This window comes from Bradyrhizobium sp. AZCC 1678, assembly GCF_036924765.1.
GTDB lineage: Bacteria > Pseudomonadota > Alphaproteobacteria > Rhizobiales > Xanthobacteraceae > Bradyrhizobium > Bradyrhizobium algeriense.
In genome coordinates, this window is the sequence record NZ_JAZHSE010000001.1 from 6,718,555 (window position 1) to 6,735,487 (window position 16,933).

16 protein-coding genes are annotated in these 16,933 nt (G+C 61.9%); 7 read left to right on the forward strand and 9 right to left on the reverse strand.

The window, feature by feature from the left end; translation table 11 throughout:
* The first annotated feature begins 49 nt into the window (after positions 1–49).
* Both V1294_RS32255 and V1294_RS32260 read left to right on the forward strand, forming a co-directional pair.
* Positions 50–2,440, forward strand: coding sequence for a TonB-dependent receptor (locus V1294_RS32255; protein WP_334502887.1), 2,391 nt, complete (start codon positions 50–52; stop codon positions 2,438–2,440).
* 127 nt (positions 2,441–2,567) lie between these two features.
* A complete protein-coding gene (locus V1294_RS32260; protein WP_334502889.1) occupies positions 2,568–4,361 on the forward strand; it encodes a cation:proton antiporter domain-containing protein in 1,794 nt (597 codons plus the stop codon).
* Positions 4,362–4,390: 29 nt separating this feature from the next.
* Here V1294_RS32260 and V1294_RS32265 read toward each other — a convergent pair whose 3' ends face one another.
* From V1294_RS32265 to V1294_RS32280, 4 genes are all read right to left on the reverse strand, one after another.
* A complete protein-coding gene (locus tag V1294_RS32265) occupies positions 4,391–4,903 on the reverse strand; it encodes a GNAT family N-acetyltransferase (protein WP_334484432.1) in 513 nt (170 codons plus the stop codon).
* Between the two features lie 68 nt (positions 4,904–4,971).
* Positions 4,972–5,907 carry a glycosyltransferase family 2 protein gene (locus tag V1294_RS32270; protein WP_334502891.1) on the reverse strand — a complete coding sequence of 312 codons (936 nt, stop codon included), beginning with the start codon at positions 5,905–5,907 and terminating at the stop codon, positions 4,972–4,974.
* 46 nt (positions 5,908–5,953) lie between these two features.
* Entirely contained in the window at positions 5,954–7,105 is a 1,152-nt protein-coding gene (locus tag V1294_RS32275) for a hypothetical protein (RefSeq protein WP_334502893.1), read from the reverse strand.
* Positions 7,106–7,169: 64 nt separating this feature from the next.
* Positions 7,170–7,658 (reverse strand): NUDIX domain-containing protein, encoded by a 489-nt coding sequence (locus V1294_RS32280; protein ID WP_334502895.1) that lies wholly within the window; start codon positions 7,656–7,658, stop codon positions 7,170–7,172.
* A gap of 95 nt (positions 7,659–7,753) precedes the next feature.
* Between V1294_RS32280 and V1294_RS32285 the strand changes: the two genes are divergently transcribed.
* Positions 7,754–8,644 (forward strand): metallophosphoesterase family protein, encoded by an 891-nt coding sequence (locus tag V1294_RS32285; RefSeq protein ID WP_334502896.1) that lies wholly within the window; start codon positions 7,754–7,756, stop codon positions 8,642–8,644.
* Between the two features lie 8 nt (positions 8,645–8,652).
* Here V1294_RS32285 and V1294_RS32290 read toward each other — a convergent pair whose 3' ends face one another.
* The 4 genes from V1294_RS32290 to V1294_RS32305 form a co-directional block, all read right to left on the reverse strand.
* On the reverse strand, positions 8,653–9,360 hold the full coding sequence (locus tag V1294_RS32290) for a glycine-rich domain-containing protein (RefSeq protein ID WP_244608626.1): 708 nt from the start codon (positions 9,358–9,360) through the stop codon (positions 8,653–8,655).
* A 33-nt stretch (positions 9,361–9,393) separates the two neighbouring features.
* Positions 9,394–9,948: a hypothetical protein gene (locus tag V1294_RS32295; protein ID WP_334484442.1), complete on the reverse strand. Its 555-nt coding sequence runs from the start codon at positions 9,946–9,948 to the stop codon at positions 9,394–9,396.
* A gap of 226 nt (positions 9,949–10,174) precedes the next feature.
* The gene (locus V1294_RS32300) at positions 10,175–10,384 is read right to left on the reverse strand and encodes a DUF4170 domain-containing protein (RefSeq protein WP_108522535.1); all 210 of its coding nucleotides are present in this window, start codon (positions 10,382–10,384) and stop codon (positions 10,175–10,177) included.
* Positions 10,385–10,403: 19 nt separating this feature from the next.
* The gene (locus V1294_RS32305; protein WP_334502897.1) at positions 10,404–12,041 is read right to left on the reverse strand and encodes an isocitrate lyase; all 1,638 of its coding nucleotides are present in this window, start codon (positions 12,039–12,041) and stop codon (positions 10,404–10,406) included.
* 221 nt (positions 12,042–12,262) lie between these two features.
* Between V1294_RS32305 and V1294_RS32310 the strand changes: the two genes are divergently transcribed.
* The 3 genes from V1294_RS32310 (at position 12,263) to V1294_RS32320 (ending at position 15,057) form a co-directional block, all read left to right on the forward strand.
* On the forward strand, positions 12,263–13,708 hold the full coding sequence (locus V1294_RS32310) for a helix-turn-helix domain-containing protein (protein ID WP_334484444.1): 1,446 nt from the start codon (positions 12,263–12,265) through the stop codon (positions 13,706–13,708).
* Positions 13,709–14,291: 583 nt separating this feature from the next.
* Entirely contained in the window at positions 14,292–14,519 is a 228-nt protein-coding gene (locus V1294_RS32315) for a hypothetical protein (RefSeq protein WP_334484445.1), read from the forward strand.
* 262 nt (positions 14,520–14,781) lie between these two features.
* Positions 14,782–15,057 (forward strand): hypothetical protein, encoded by a 276-nt coding sequence (locus tag V1294_RS32320; protein ID WP_145963751.1) that lies wholly within the window; start codon positions 14,782–14,784, stop codon positions 15,055–15,057.
* Between the two features lie 165 nt (positions 15,058–15,222).
* Here V1294_RS32320 and V1294_RS32325 read toward each other — a convergent pair whose 3' ends face one another.
* Positions 15,223–15,636: a VOC family protein gene (locus V1294_RS32325; protein WP_334502899.1), complete on the reverse strand. Its 414-nt coding sequence runs from the start codon at positions 15,634–15,636 to the stop codon at positions 15,223–15,225.
* Between the two features lie 199 nt (positions 15,637–15,835).
* Here V1294_RS32325 and V1294_RS32330 point away from each other — a divergent pair, with 199 nt between their 5' ends.
* Positions 15,836–16,783 carry a hypothetical protein gene (locus V1294_RS32330; protein ID WP_334502901.1) on the forward strand — a complete coding sequence of 316 codons (948 nt, stop codon included), beginning with the start codon at positions 15,836–15,838 and terminating at the stop codon, positions 16,781–16,783.
* The last annotated feature ends 150 nt before the right edge of the window (positions 16,784–16,933 follow it).

The following is a 16,933-nucleotide window of genomic DNA, read 5'->3' on the forward strand; positions in this document are numbered from 1 at the left end:
GAAAATCGGAATCGATCCGTCGCACATCGACGGAATCAGGATCGGGACAATGACATTCAAGAAGAAACGAGCGTTCCATTTCGGTGGAGCAAGCTGGCTATTGCTATGCGCGATGGCCGACGGCGCGCTGGCACAGGACGCAGCGCCATCCTCATCGACACAACTACCTGAAATCACCGTGACGGCGCCGAGCCCGATTGTGCGGCGGCGAGCCGTTGTGCCTTCGCGCACGCCGGTGCGCGTCGCCCGCACCGCGCCCGGCCAAAACCGGCAACGCGCGGCAGAACCGCAAGCCGCACCGGTCGCGGCCGCACCCCAGCAGGGCGTGCTCCCCATCGTCACCGATCAATTTGCGACGGTCACAGTGGTGCCGAACGAGGAGATCCGCCGCCAAGGCACCGCCCAGCTTGGCGATCTCCTGTTCTCGAAGCCCGGCATTACCGGCTCCACCTTCGCGCCCGGTGCCGCGAGCCGGCCGATCATCCGGGGCCTCGACGTCAATCGCGTCGGCATCGTCGAGAACGGCACCAACGCCGGCGGCGCCTCCGATCTCGGCGAAGATCATTTCGTGCCGGTCGATCCGTTGGCGACAAACCAGGTCGAAGTTATCCGCGGTCCGGCGGCAATGCGCTACGGATCGACATCGATCGGCGGCGTCGTCAGCGCAACCAACAATCGCATCCCGGACGCCCTGCCAACATGCGCGGCCGCACCGTTCCAGACCTACGGACTGCCGGCGAAAGCGCCGCTCGCAAGCGTGGGACCGCCTTCCTGCGTCACGGTCGAAACCCGAACGGCCGTCAGTTCGGTCGATCGCGGTGTCGATGGCGGCATCCTGATCGATGCCGGCGGTGGTAATTTCGCTGTTCATGCCGACGCCTATGGCCGCAAGGCCAGCGATTACAGCATTCCGGGCTATCCGTATTTGTTCGACCAGACCCGCCCGGTCAACGGCCGGCAACCGAATTCGGCGATGCAGGCGGCTGGTGCATCGATTGGCGGCTCCTACATCTTCGATGGCGGATTTATCGGCGCGGCGATCACGCAGAACGACACGCTCTATCGGATTCCCGGCATCGACGGCGCCGATCACCAGACCCGCATCGACGCGCGCCAAACCAAATTCACGGCCAAGGGCGAATACCGGCCCGATGCAGCGGCGATCGATGCCGTCAGATTCTGGGCGGGCGCGACCAACTACAAGCACGACGAGATCGGACTGGCCGATCCCGCCGACCTCTCGTCCCTCGGCGTGCGGCAGAGCTTCACGAACAAGGAGCAGGAAGGGCGCGTCGAGGTGCAGATGGCCCCGTTCAACGCGCGGTTTGCCGCCGTCACGACAGCATTCGGCCTTCAGGCCGGGCATCAGGAACTGACGGCGCCGAGTCCGGACGATCCAACCAGCCCGCTCAACGGGTTGTTTGATCCTAACAAGAATAACAGGGTCGCCGGCTACGTCTTCAACGAGTTCAAGTTCTCTGACTCAACCAAGGCGCAGATCGCCGGCCGTATCGAGCATGTCAGTCTCAGCGGAACAACGCCGGCATTCATTCCGGAGCTGTTCGACCTCAACGTCGACCCTGCGGCCATTGGTCCTGCCACACCGCGCAACCTGAACTTCACGCCGAAAAGTGTGAGCGTCGGTCTGCTCCAGGATTTGCCATGGGGTCTTGTCGCAAGTATTACCGCCCAATACGTCGAGCGCGCGCCCAAGCCGGCCGAACTGTTTTCACGCGGCGCGCACGATGCGACCGCCACGTTCGATATCGGCAATCCCAATCTCGGCATCGAAACCGCCAAATCGATCGAGATCGGATTACGACGCGCGACCGGACCATTGAGGTTCGAAGCAACCGCTTACTACACCAAGTTCAATGGTTTCATTTACCGCCGTCTCACAGGCAATACCTGCGAAGATGTCGCTTGCGTCGGTCCCGCCGACCCGGCTTTTCCGCTCGAGCTGAACCAGGCGATCTATTCGCAGCGCGACGCCACCTTCCGTGGCGGCGAATTCCAGAGCCAGTTGGACGTGGGGCCGCTCTACGGCGGCATCTGGGGCGTCGAGAACCAGTTCGATGTGGTGCGCGCGACCTTCAACGATGGCACCAATGTTCCGCGAATTCCGCCGGTGCGAGTCGGCGGCGGCCTGTTCTGGCGCGATGCCAATTGGCTGACGCGGATCAACCTGCTGCACGCCTTCGCTCAGAACGACACCGCCCCGATCGGCGAGACGCCAACCGCAGGCTACAACCTGTTGAAGGCGGAGGTCAGCTACAAGACCAAGCTCGATCCTTCCTGGTTCGGCGCACGCGAGATGATGGTCGGCCTCGTCGGCAACAACCTGTTGAACGAGAACATCCGCAATTCCACTTCCTTCAACAAGGACCAGGTCTTGCTGCCGGGCATCGGCGTGCGCGCGTTTGCCAATCTGAAGTTCTAGGTCAGGCGCTGACGGGTGGCGTTGGCTGGTGGTACCAGCTAACGTCGGCATGGATGGCGGTGGATACCGGATTATCGCACCGTTGAAGGATGTGCCTTGCCCGATGCGAGCTGACGAACACGGATAGATGCCCTCGCCGATCAACATTCCCGTCTACAGCGATGCCCTCGTCCTGCTCGGCACTGCGGGCATCGTCATTCCATTGGTGCGCCGGTTCGGCTTCAATCCTGTCCTCGGCTATCTCGTAGCGGGCGCGATCCTCGGTCCCCTGGGGCTTGGTTCGTTTATCGGCCAATTCCCGTTCCTGTACTGGTTCACCGTGGTTGACGCCAAGAACGTCGCCGGTATCGCCGAGCTCGGCGTCGTGTTCCTGCTGTTCCTGATCGGCCTGGAACTGTCCTATGAGCGGTTGAAGACGATGCGCCGCCTGGTTTTCGGACTGGGCAGCCTGCAGATCGTGTTCTCCGCAGCCGCCATCGGCGCAGCCGTGATCCTTGCGGGCGGCAAGCCGCCGGTGCCGCTCATCATCGGTGCCTGCCTGGCGCTGTCGTCGACCGCCATCGTCGTCGAAGTGCTTTCCAGGCAGGGGCGGCTGACCACGACCGCTGGCCGCGCCAGCTTCGCGATCCTGCTGGCGCAGGACCTGGCGGTGGCGCCGCTCCTGCTATTCATCTCGATTTTCGGCACCGGCGAATCCGGTTCGGTTGCCGGCACACTCGCGCTGGCGCTCGCCAACGCCGCCATCGCGCTCGGCGTGATCGTCGTCGCCGGCCGCGTGGTGATGCGGCCGCTGTTCCGTCTGGTCGCATCCGTGGGCATGAGCGACCTGTTCGTGGCCACCACGCTGTTCGTGATCGTCGCAGCAGGGGTGGCCGCCGCCGCGGCCGGCTTCTCGATGGCGCTTGGCGCCTTCATCGCCGGCCTGCTGCTCGCCGAGACCGAATTCCGCAAGGCGATCGAGACCGCCATCGATCCTTTCAAGGGACTCCTGCTGGGTCTGTTCTTTTTTACGGTCGGCATGAACATCGACTTCCGCGAGCTTGCCCGCGATCCGGTTTGGCTGCTTGGAAGCGCCGTCGCGCTCGTTGCCGTGAAATCCATTATCCTCATCGCCCTTGCCCGGCTGTTTCGCCTTTCCTGGCGAGCGTCCATCGAAACCGGCCTCCTGCTCGGCCCGGGCGGCGAGTTCGCCTTTGTCGTCATCGGCATGGCGACGACGCTCGGCCTGATCGATGCCAAGGTGTCGAGCTTCACGGTCGCGCTGACGTCGGTGACCATGCTGCTCATTCCTGCGCTTGCCCATGTGGCGCGGCGGCTGGCGCCAATGATACGCGAAGACAAGCCGCTCGATCCCGAACTGACCGTTGCACCAAGCGGAGGCGCCAACCATGCCATCGTGATCGGACATGGCCGGGTGGGACAGGTCGTCTGCTCCATGCTCGATCGGCACAAATTCCAGTACATTGCCGTCGATAATGACGCCGCAGCCGTGCCGGAGCAGCGTCGGCAGGGACGCACCGTTTATTACGGTGATGCGACCAATCCGGAGTTTTTGAAGAGCTGCGGCCTCATGGAGGCCGCTGCGGTCATCGTCACCATCGGCGAAGCCAAGGGCATCGACGAAATCGTAGCCCAGGTCCGCGCGCTCAGGGCAGATATGCTGGTGGTGTCGCGCGCCCGCGACGCGGAGCATGCGCGGCATCTCTATCAGATCGGCGTCACCGACGCCGTGCCGGAGACCATCGAAGCAAGCTTGTTGTTGTCAGAAGCAGCCCTGATCGGCCTCGGCATGGCAATGGGCCTGGTCGTCGCGTCCATCCACGAAAAGCGCGAGGAATTCCGGCACGAATTGCAGCAGGCCGCGGGAGGTACCCGGCCTGCCGGAGAGGCGGCCGGTGTCAAACGGAAGCCGCCGCGCTGACCTGAGAACGCCCCCGCCGATGCGCTACGCTACCGCGCCTTGTTCCAGTCCGGCCGGATATCGCCGGAGACACCGTCGAAGGCGCCCTCGACCAGTTCCGCGACCAGGAGGCGGCTGTAATCGACGGGACCCGGCATGATCACGCGTCCCTTCGGCACTACCTTGAAGCCGACGCGGCTGTAATAGGGCTCGTCGCCGACCAGGATGACCAGGCGATGGCCCTTGGCCTTGGCGTCCCGCAGCGAGCGATCGAGCAGCATGCGGCCAACGCCGCGCTTTCGGAACGGCGGCTCGACCGTCAACGGCCCGAGCATCAGCGCCGGCGTGTCGCCGATGCAGATCGGCAATTGCCGTACCGAGCCGACCAGCAATGTGCCGATCCGCGCCGTGAACGACAACTCAAGCAGGTGATCGACATGCTCGCGCAGGCGGTAGGCGCTCAGCACGAAACGGCCGGGACCGAATGTGCGCTCGTGCAGGCGTTCGATCGCCTGCGCGTCCTTTGGAGTTTCAGCCAGTATGGTGACGTCAAGTTCGCTCATGATGGGGCGCGGGATAGCATCTGGCGGCGGCGCGGTCCATTGCCGGCGGCGGCAATCCCCGTATTGCCTTAATCCCTTTTGATGGCCGGCTGGGACAGGTAGGCCAGCAGCTTCATCTCCCGGCGGCCGCGCGTCACCGTATCCAGCACCAGCCCCGAAGATACCGACAGCACCGCCACGATCATCAGACCCATCGACAGCACGGCTGTCGGCAGCCGCGGCACGACACCTTCCTCGAGAAAGGTGACGACCACGGGGATCGCGAGGCCGATCGAGATCAGCATCAGGAAGATGCCGATGACCGTAAAAAATCGCAGCGGCTTTTCCGACCGGTACAGCTTCAGGATGGTGCCGAGAATCCGGAAACCGTCGCGCCAAGTGTTCAGCTTGCTGAACGAGCCCTCGGGGCGGGCATAATAAGGCGTCTCGATCTCCACCACCGGCAGCGCCAGTTCGAGCGCGTGCACACTGAGCTCGGTTTCGATCTCGAAACCGTCTGACAGCACCGGAAAGGATTTGACGAAGCGGCGCGAGAACACGCGGTAGCCGGAAAGGATATCCTTGAACGCCTGGCCGAACACCGTGGAAAGGAAGCTCGTCAGCATCCAGTTGCCGGTGCGGTGGCCGGGCCGGTAGGCGGCGACCGACTGATCGATGCGAAAGCCCACCACCATGTCGAGGTGGTCGTTGACCAGCGCATCGATCATGCGCGGTGCGCTTGGCGCGTCATAGGTCGCGTCGCCATCGACCAGCACATAGACGTCGGCATCGACATCGGCGAACATGCGGCGCACCACATGCCCCTTGCCCTGGCGGCGCTCGCTGCGCACGATGGCGCCGGCTCCGCGCGCCACCTCGACGGTGCGGTCCCTGGAATTATTGTCGTAGACGAAAATCTCAGCCGTCGGCAGCGCCTTGCGGAAGTCGGAGACCACGGTGGCGACCGCGGCTTCCTCATTGAAGCATGGCACCAGAACCGCAATCCGCAGCGCAGGTCCCGTCATCGCACGCTCACCGAATTAAATCCGTCCATGGCGCGTCATACCGCAATCAGGCGTTGGCCGGTTGAGGGAAGGCCGCACCTTCGGCGGCCCGTTCGCCGCGCAGATCGAGCGTTGCGAACAGCAAAGTCCAGAGCGAGACCATGTCGATCGGAATGATATAATATGGCGTAAATATCGGATGGGTCATGAAGAAAATCGCGTTCACGGCGATGTTTGCCGCGACCAGAATTGCAACGCGTTTGGCGCGCCCCTGATCGAAGCGCCACAGCCAGGCAGTCCATGCGGCGGATATCGCCAGCAAGGTAAACTGCACGTCAACGAGATAGCTTAACAGGACGCTTGTACTCAGCTCCGGCGGCACGGCGTCGACGCTGCCATAGGTCGTCGCAAACGGACTTCCCGCATTGATCGCATTCGCAATCAGCGTCGGAGCCATTCCGAGCACGAACGCGACGCCGAACAAGAGTCCTTGCAGGAATGTGTCCCTGCTCCGCGCCAGCGCGAAGGCGCCAACAAGGTAGAGGCAGTACCCCGCCGCTAGAAACACGTTGGGCAAGCGGAAATTGACGGAGAGCCCGATCAGCAGCCCGACCAGCGCCAGCAAGACCAGCCGGCGCCGTGGCCCGGCGATGAAGATCTTCGCCGTTAGAAAACCGGCCAGCGCGCATACAATCATGGTCGGCGCCATCGAATAGCTGGCCTTGGTCGGATTGATCATCAGATAGATCGCGCAGTCGCCGAACGCGGCAACCAGTATCAGCCGGTAAAGCGTAGACACATAGGTCAAGGCGAGAAGCGAAAAACCAACTGCGACGATCGACGTTAATACGTAGAGCGGGGCCACCCGAAATCCAGCAGGAAACAGCGAGAGGACAAAGCCGGTCCCCGGCGGATACTGCAGCACATGCTTGTCCACCGCCGGAATGAAGGGGTGGCAGGGAGCACGCTTCACGTCATACCATTCCGCGTAGCCGATCGCCTTCAGGCCGCTCTTGAGGTAATGATCGTCATCGAAGGTGACGTCGGTATCGATGCCGCGGAGCCCGAACCTCTCGAACAGATGCGCCTGCCGCAAGTAGCAGATGTCGTCATAGACGCCGCGGCTCTCGCTCCAGCGCGAAATGTTCCAGACGTTGCTGGCCAGCACCACCAGGAAGCCGATGGCGCAAAGCAACTTCAGGATCCCCATCCTGCCCATGTCGAACCCCGCCCCGTTTCTCCGCTTCCATTCGTTGCAGGCGCGGCAAGCAACCAGGCTAACGTCACCGCCACGTCGCGATCGGCGCCACGCCGTCAAGTACCTCCGCGATTCGCAGGCGCGTGCCCCTGGTCGTCTCGGCCGGCAGCGCACCCGCCGCATAGAACCCGCACTCGACGATCTCGTAGTTGGGCTCCGGCAAGCGGTCTTGCCGGAATTGCCTGACTATATAGACCGCAACATGGTCGCGGCGCGACACGTGGGCGTTGAGGAACAGGCCGTGTAAAACCGGCTCCCCGGTCAGTTCGATCCGCCCCTCTTCCGCTAATTCCCGCCGCAGGGCTTCGAGAAAGGTTTCGCCGACCTCAACCCCGCCGCCCGGCAGGTGCCAGCCGGCGACATAGCTGTGCCTGACCAGGAACACCTTGTCGTCGCCGTCGAGCACGACGCCGCGGACCCCGAGCGTCATGCCGCGGGCCATCCGCCAATAGAGGTGGAAGGCCCGCCGCAATTGCGGTTCGAGACGTTTTCGCAAGTGCTGCAGCGCCGTCACGCAAACCTCGGATGGACAGCTATCACGTTTGATCCTTATATCGCCGGTATGATCGTGCGACGGCTCTATATCACAGCGAGTGCGGCGGAGCGCGGATGACCGATACCTTCACGCTGGCGCATCTGTCCGATCCGCATCTGCCGCCCCTGCCCAAGGCGCAGCTTCGCGATCTCGCGGGCAAGCGTGCGCTGGGCTATCTCAACTGGACCCGCAACCGCCACAAATATCACCGCCGCGAGGTGCTGGACGCGCTGGTCGCCGACATGCAGGCGCAGCGGCCGGACCACGTCGCGGTGACCGGCGATCTCGTCAACCTGGCGCTGGAGGCCGAATTCACCCCGGCCCAAGCCTGGCTCGAAAGCGTCGGCACGCCGGAGCATGTCACCATCGTGCCCGGCAATCACGACGCCTATGTGTGGGCGACGCGGCATCATTTCGCCGGCACGTTCGACAAATATGTGCGCGGTGATGCCGAGGCGGACGACACGCGGTTTCCATTCGTGCGGCGACGCGGCCCGCTGGCGCTGATCGGGGTGTCCTCGGCGGTGCCGACGCTGCCATTGATGGCAACCGGCCGGCTCGGCCGCGCGCAGCTCGATGCGCTCGATCGCCATCTGGCGCAGATGTCCGCCGATGACGCGTTCCGGGTGCTGCTGGTGCATCATCCCCTGCAGTCGAGTTCGCGGATGAAGCGGCTGACCGATTCGAAGGCTCTCCGTGCGGTATTGAAGCGGCACGGCGTGGAGTTGGTCCTGCACGGGCACGATCACATCCATTCGACGATGTGGCTCGAAGGCGCCGATCGCCAGATTCCCGCGGTCGGTGTGCCGTCGGCGTCGGCGCTGGCACACCGGCATTATCCGGCCGCGGCGTATAATCTGTTTTCGATCACGCGCGACGGCAACCAATGGCGCTGCGTGCAGACCGTGCGCGCCATCGACGCCGACTTCCGCGTCAAGCAGATCAAGCAGGCGACGCTGCTCTAGCGAAATCTTCAATCCCCGCCGCCGCAGCCGCCGCCCCCGTCGCCTCCACCACCGCCGTCTCCGCCGCTATCACCGCTTGCGTCGCTGCCGGTATCGCCAAACCCGTCCGAGCTACCGTCGAACGACGTATCTGCGAAATCGCCACCACAATACGCCGCACCGCTGCCGTTCTTGCGCAGCTCTTCGCAGTCGGGGTGATAGACGAACCCGTTTGCAATATTGAGTTTGCTGTCGAGCGCAAACAACAGCGGCAGGCGCGTCGGACGGACCGGATCGATATTCTCGTATTTGCAGCAATACCACCAGACACGGCGCAGGCCTTCGTTGCTCTTGCGATGCTCGCTGAGGACGACGGCGGGGGTGTGGTGGAGGAAGCCGCCGAAGGCGCGGCGGCAGAACGCGTCGTAGTCGCGCGTGTACAGGATGAATTCGTGCCAGAGGTCGTCGGCGACTTGCGAGGGCATCGAGACGTGGCGCTTGCCGCTCATCAGATAGGCAAGGAAAAACTGCCGGAGGCCCCGCGAGACCAGCGCGCTGTCCTTGCGCGCAAAGCCGGGATGATGCTTCTCCAGCCGCTCGAGCAGCCCGCGCGGCCAGTGAAAGGTGCGGATGAATTCGGCGCGGCGCAGCGTGCGCCACTTGCCGTACAGCCAGGAGGTTCCGAACAGCGCGCCGACAAGCAGGGCGAACAACGGTATGGATGAAGCGGCTGCCACGATGCCCCCGAATGCCTGAGCCGCCAACTCTGGCTAGATATTCTTCAAGCTCGCATACAGCGCCAGTCCGAACAGCGCCACCGCGCCCAACAGGAAGCCGAGCACGAACATGCCGAAGCCGCGGCGGCGCGGCTTTTTTTCCACGGCCGGCTCAGCCGCCTTCGTTACCATCATCGCATGTTCGCGCTCGATCATGCGGCGCGCGACATAGCCGGTGACGGCATCGACGATGACGGGAACGTCATGCGACTCGGCGATCACGATGCGGCCGAAGCGCGTGTCCTGCACGAAGCGGTAGATGCGCTTGTCGCGCCCCATCACCACATGCGCCACCACATCGATCCACAGCCGCGGCGTCTCGCCCTGGCTGACGCCGCGATCGAACAGGTCGATCTGCTCGGGCACCTCGGCAAACAGCGGATCGAGCGCCTCGTTCAGGATCTCGAGCCGGGCGACTTCGGCATCGCGCAGTTCGACCACGACGCCGGTGCGATCGGCAGCCTCGATGCGGGCCATGCGGAGCGCATCGCGCAGCCGCGTCGGTCTCATGTCGCGGGCTTCGTTGCCGGTGTTTTGCGCGTTTGACATCGGTTGCCGCCTTTATCCTGAGGAAGTAAGCCCGGTTAACCTATCAGTAACTATGTTGCGCGCAATGGCTGTTTGTTTGCAATAGCTTAGCGGTCCACCGGGTTCTGAGTGTGCGGCGGGAACCTCTCCCCGGTGCCCTGGAATACGCAAACGGCCCCACCCGGTTTTCCGGATGGGGCCGCTTGTCCTTGGGCCGTTTCCCTAGATCTTGTTGGCAGCAGGCGCTTTAGGCCGAGACGCGCGACGGCTCTTCCACGATGGAGAAGCGTACGCCGGCCTTGTGGCGGTTCTCCTCCGAAACGACGCGCCAGGCGTCCTCGGCTTCCTTGCGGGTCTTGAACGGACCCTGAACCTGGGCCGAGCCTTCCACGAGCTTGTGGAAGTTCATCGAGCCGAACTCACCGCCGATCACCCAGAAATTGCTGCCTTTGGTCATTGTCAGTCTCCTTCCAGCGTTAGTCGAACTGGTTCATCGTGTTGTGGGCGCCGCCCGCCTTCAGGGCCGCCTCGCCGACGAAATATCCCTTGTGATCATCGCCAATGTCGGAGCCGGCCATGTTCTGATGCTTTGCACAGGCGATGCTCTGCCGGATTTCCTGGCGTTGAACGTTCTTCACATACCCGAGCATACCCTGTTCGCCGAAGTATTCCTTCGCGAGATTGTCGGTCGACAGAGCCGCCGTGTGATAGGTCGGCAGCGTGATCAGGTGGTGGAAGATGCCCGCGCGCTTGGCTGAATCGGCCTGGAAGGTGCGGATGCGCTCGTCGGCTTCGATCGCCAGCGGCGTACCGTCGTATTCCGCCTTCATCAGCTCGGCGCGATTGTACTTGCTGACATCCTTGCCGGCCTCCTTCATCGCATCGTAGACCTGCCAACGGAAGTTGAGCGTCCAGTTGAACGACGGCGAGTTGTTGTAAGCCAGCTTCGCGTTCGGGATCACCTCGCGAACACGGTCGACCATCTTGGCGATCTGCTCGATATGCGGCTTCTCGGTCTCGATCCACAGCAGGTCGGCGCCGTTCTGCAGCGAGGTGATGCAGTCAAGCACGCAGCGGTCCTCGCCGGTGCCGGCGCGGAATTGATAGAGGTTGCTGGCAAGCCGCTTCGGACGCATCATCTTGCCGTTCCGGTTGATGATGACGTCACCATTCCTGGCGTTGGCGGCCGTCACCTCTTCGCAATCCAGGAAGCTGTTGTACTGGTCACCGATGTCGCCCGGCTTGTGGCTCACGGCGATCTGCTGCGTGAGACCGGCGCCGAGCGAGTCGGTGCGGGTCACGATGATGCCGTCTTCGACGCCGAGTTCGAGGAAGGCGTGGCGGCAGGCACGAATTTTCGCCAGGAACACTTCGTGCGGCACAGTCACCTTGCCGTCCTGATGGCCGCACTGCTTTTCGTCGGAGACCTGATTTTCGATCTGCAGGGCGCACGCACCTGCTTCGATCATCTTCTTTGCGAGCAGATAGGTTGCCTCCGCATTGCCGAAGCCGGCATCGATATCGGCGATCACGGGCACGACATGGGTCTGGAAGGTGTCGATCTTTTCGATCAGCGCCTTTTCCTTCGCCTTGTCGCCTGCCTTGCGGGCCGCGTCGAGGCCACGGAAAATGTCGTTGAGCTCACGGGAGTCCGCCTGACGCAGGAAGGTGTAGAGCTCTTCAATCAGCGCCGGCACAGACGTTTTCTCGTGCATCGACTGATCGGGAAGCGGTCCGAACTCGGAGCGCAGTGCTGCGATCATCCAGCCGGAGAGGTACAGATAGCAGCGATCGGTCGTGCCGAAATGCTTCTTCACCGAAATCAGCTTCTGCTGGGCGATGAAGCCGTGCCAGCAGCCGAGCGACTGGGTGTATTTTGTGGTGTCCGCATCATAGGCGGCCATATCGCTGCGCATCAGCGCCGCGGTGTACCGGGCGACGTCCAGGCCGGTCTTGAAGCGGTTCTGCAGACGCATGCGCGCCACGGCTTCGGCGGTGACGCCATCCCAGGTCGGCTTGGTCTTGAGGAGCGCCTCAGCAGCGCCAATCTCGCTCAGATAGGAAGCCGGTCCCTGGATAGCCGGATCACTGATCCCACGTGGCTGGTAGTTCATGTGCGTAATCCTTTCGGTGACGACAGATCTGCAGCGCTTGTCTTCGCCGCTTCTCCAATCGACATTCTTGACAGTGCATTGCGAAACGTTCCGAGAGCTAAACGCTAAACTTCCCAATTCGTATAGATACCTTGCTTATGAATGGTGATGTCATGTAACATATGAACTTGTCACAGATGTCATTTTGTAAATTTTGTCACACATAGGTCAAGGAATCTGCCATGGCCACCGACTCCGGAAAGAAGCTTTTCGTCGGCCCCCGTTTCCGGCGGATCCGCCAGCAACTCGGGCTGTCGCAGACCCAGATCGCCGAGGGGCTGGGCATTTCTCCGAGCTATATCAACCTGATAGAACGCAACCAGCGGCCGGTGACGGCGCAGATCCTGCTCCGGCTGGCGGAGACCTATGACCTCGATCTGCGCGATCTCGCCACCGCCGACGAGGACCGGTTCTTTGCCGAACTGAACGAGATCTTCTCCGATCCGCTGTTCCGCCAGATCGACCTGCCGAAGCAGGAACTGCGCGACCTGGCCGAATTGTGCCCCGGTGTGACGCATTCCCTGCAGCGCCTGTATGCCGCCTATACCGAGGCCCGCCGCGGCGAGACGCTGGTCGCAGCGCAGATGGCCGACCGCGACGAGGGCACCCGCTTCGAGGCCAACCCGATCGAGCGCGTCCGCGACCTGATCGAGGCCAACCGCAATTATTTTCCGGAACTCGAACAGGCCGCGGAAAACCTGCGCGACGAACTCAACGCTTCCGCCGAGGAACTGTTCGCCGCGCTTTCGGCGCGGCTGCGCGAAAAGCACTCGATCGTCACCCGCATCATGCCGGTTGACGTGATGCGCGAGACGCTGCGGCGGTTCGACCGCCATCGCCGGCAATTGCTGATCTCCGAACTGGTCGATGGCTCGGGCCGTGCGTTCCAGCTTGCGCTGCAGATTGGCCTGGCCGAATGCGGCGCGGCCATCGACGCCATCGTCAACCGCGCCGGCCCGCTCGACGACACACCGCGCAGGCTCTATCGCATTACGCTGGCGAATTACTTCGCCGCCGCCGTGATGATGCCCTACCAGCCGTTCCACGCCGCGGCGGAAAACCTGAACTACGACGTCCATGTGCTGGCGCAGCGTTTCAATGCCGGCTTCGAGCAAGTGTGCCATCGCCTGACCACGCTGCAGCGGCCGAACGCGCGCGGCGTGCCGTTCTTCCTGTTGCGCGTCGACAATGCCGGCAATGTCTCGAAACGGTTTTCTTCCGGCACGTTTCCGTTCTCGAAATTCGGCGGCACCTGCCCGCTGTGGAACGTGCATTCGACCTTCGACACGCCGGACCGCCTGCTCAAGCAGGTGATCGAACTGCCCGACGGCACGCGCTATTTTTCGATCGCGCAAATGGTGCGCCGTCCCGTGGCGCCGCACCCGCAACCGCAGCCGCGCTTTGCGATTGGTCTCGGTTGCGAAATCCGCCATGCGGCCAAACTCGTCTATGCCGCCGGGATGGATCTGGAGAAGGCCGAGGGCACGCCGATCGGCGTCAACTGCCGGCTCTGCGAACGCGAAAACTGCAGCCAGCGCGCCGAGCCGCCGATCACGCGAACGCTGATCCTGGATGAGAACACGCGGCGGGTGAGTTCGTTTGCGTTTTCGAATGCACGGGAGTTGTGAAGGCCGCGCTCTCTCACCACGTCGTCCCTGCGAACGCAGGGACCCATACGCCGCGGCCATTATTGTTGAAAAACGACGGAACGATGAGCGAGCAAAATTCTGCTCCCGCCGCGCTCTCCTCGGAGACGAATTCGTCTTGCCTCCGTCGCCGGCGAATTGACGGCTCGCATCGCCCGGTTGGGCTTTGCAAACCTCCGCCGACTTGACACCAGCCACGGGTGCCAGGACCACACGGTTTTGCCGTACGCAACTGCGCCGTTCGTCTGGCGCGCGCCGATCGCTCACGGGAAACCCGCCCTGCGATCCGCATCGCGCGTCCGGCGCTTTCGCATCCACCGCAGCCCGGCCCAACGGGCCGCTGGGTGGGTTAGCGGCAGCGTAAGCCACCAAACTAGAAAGCACGCGGCGGATGATGCTGTCGCCAGTCCGGCATGCGACCTGCGCCACCTCTGCACGAAATTTTCGGCGCGAAGATGAAGGACTGTTCATCAGCATTACATCGCGGGTCGGTCCATCGGGAAAAACCGGAACATCGCTGCATCCAGGGCGTTGCATTTCGTCCAACGACACGAAGGAGAGGACAATGCTGAAACCACTGATTGCGGCGACCGCCGCCCTGCTGGTCGCAACCTCGGCGTTTGCGCAGAGCGACAAGATGAAATCCTCGGATTCCTCTGAGTACTCGTCAGCACAGAAGAAGATGCAGAAGACGTCGGAACAGAAGATGAAGAAGAGCAAGGCTTCGACCGCGAAGGGGGCACCGGAAAGCGCACCCGGCACGACCACCGGATCGGGTGCGAAGAAGTACTAATTTCTCCAACAGCACGGCCCGGTATCGATACCGGGCCGTTTCGCGTGCACGTGTCCGCAGGTCGATCTTTCGACAGGTCTCCAGCGTCATTGGCGCAGTGCGATGCATCAAGATACCTCTCTCACCGGAAAGCCGCTGTGTCCCGCTGGTGACGATCACATTTAAAACGTGGGTATTCCGCAATTTTGCGATGGAACGGCCAAGCCGATTCGCTAGTTTGAAAGCAAGCGATTCCCAGAACTCGCGGATGGATGCAGGCCCGATGTTGCGACGCGTTAAGCTGATGAACCCGTTCGAAATCGTCCAGGACCGGGTCCCTCAGGACCGGCCGCAGCCGATCGAGCGGAAGGTCGTGAACCGGGCTGCCCGTTCCACGCCGGTCTGCGCCGCCTGCGGTTCCGACGACATCATCTGCCACGCCACGGCGCAGTGGAGCAACGAGGCGCAGGAATGGCAGCTCGCCAATACCTTCAACCAGCCGGCGCACTGCAATACCTGTCAGCACGACGGCAACCTGGTGTGGCTGACGCTGAACTGAACTCGGCAACGCCGGCGGGGTAGCGCCTGGAGTAGCCCGCATGGAACGAAGCGAAATCCGGGGACTATCTCCGCGGAGCGACCTGCCCCGGATTTGCGCGGAGCCTGTCATCGGGCGCGCATTCGCGCGACCCGTTGGCTCCATCCGGGCTACGGTTCATCCACATCAGATCTCCGCATACACTTCCAGCAGGTTTCCATCGGGATCCCTGAAGAACAGCGTGCGATGGCCGAAGGACTGGTTCGTCGGCGGTTCGAGCAGATCGATACCGTGCCGCACCAACTCGTCGGCGCAGCGGTCGACGTCGGGCGCCTCGACCTTGAACGCGAGCTGCAGCGAAGCGCTGCCGGCGGGCGTCGGCGCATCCTTCGCGGTGCGGCCCGGCCGCGACAACGCGAGCGTGTTCCCGCCGATCTGATATTCGATCCATCCCGCGGACAACTCGCGCGTCAGCGGAAAGCGAAGGATGCCCTCATAGAAGCGGCGCATCGCCGCCATGTCGCGCACGAAGATGACAGTGTAGTCGATGCTGCGGATGGACTGGAAGGGCGAAGTGGAGGAGGGATTTTGATCACTCATGATGGCTTTCACATTCGGCACGTAGCCCGCGGCGTAACAGCGAAATGATGCCATAGGCCAAAAGCAGACATCAATGATATTGATGTGGCAACAACGTTCATCCCGGACGTGTGACCGCTGACGCCGAACCAGACTATGACTATGACACCATCGGCGAACGTTATTCGCAGAGATCGATGAACGTGCCCGGAGGTGGCTGATGCCCGAAAGCCTGCCCAGACATATTCAGTGGCGACGTTGGTATCAAGGAAGGCGATACGCGCGTCACCTATCTCAAGCAGAACTAAACAAGAGAATCCGAGACATTGTTGTCAATCTGGTGCGAGTGACGCCGGAGGCTAAAATTGGTCCTCAACCGATCAACAACGGTGGAGGAATATGGTGGGAGAAGTGGAGCCATAGCCTTGAAGAAATGCAACTTCGTCACGGGCCCTATCCTGCCGGTTTTTCAAGGGAGATTTTCCAAGAAGAGCCATTCCCAGCATATGCATCCGACTTAGCTGAGCGCGCAGCAAAACGGCTTTGTTCGCTCGGAATGGAATCCAATGATGTTTACATCAAGTTTGGCAAGCAAGTTCACTTGGAGCAACTCGTTAAAGAAGGAGCACTGCGTGTCCAACCAGCGAGCTACTTCGCCAATAAGGACCACAATGGCGCCGTTCGTGACGACGAATTGTCACTCCAAATTTCATTGTCGCTATCCCGAAACGACATATTCAGGATTGTCGCTAACCCTCAGGATGTGCCGCAAGACATACAGGAGCGTAGACTCGACGTGTCATTCAAATCACCGACCGATTTCTGGCTGTACTGCGTGACCACTGCAGTTGAACCCAGGCTGTTCGTTGATTTCCAGGTCGATTCTTGTGTGATCATCAGGGACCAGTCGAAATTTAGAGAGCGATTGCAATTAGCAGCACAAAGCAATCTTTCGGATGCCGCTTTTCAAGACGGGCCCGCTGAGTATATTGACCCCTTACTCCCCCGAACAGCTAGAGTATTCGTACCCTTCGCCAAATATTTTGGATATTCCTATCAACGAGAACATCGATTCTGCTGGATACCAAAGCTCCCAGCCCAGAATCTTTCCCATATCGATTTCAAAATTGGAAACTTGGACGATATTTCTGATCTGATCGTTTTATGACAACAACGTAGCTAGCAAGTACCCCGCACGAGCGGGGCAACATGCGGGGATCGGGACAATGCCCTGGATGTCGCTTCGCTCATCCGGGCTTGTATGGGGTTGTGGTTGTCAAGGGGAATGATTGATCAGGGCATGTGTTGCTCCCGGTCG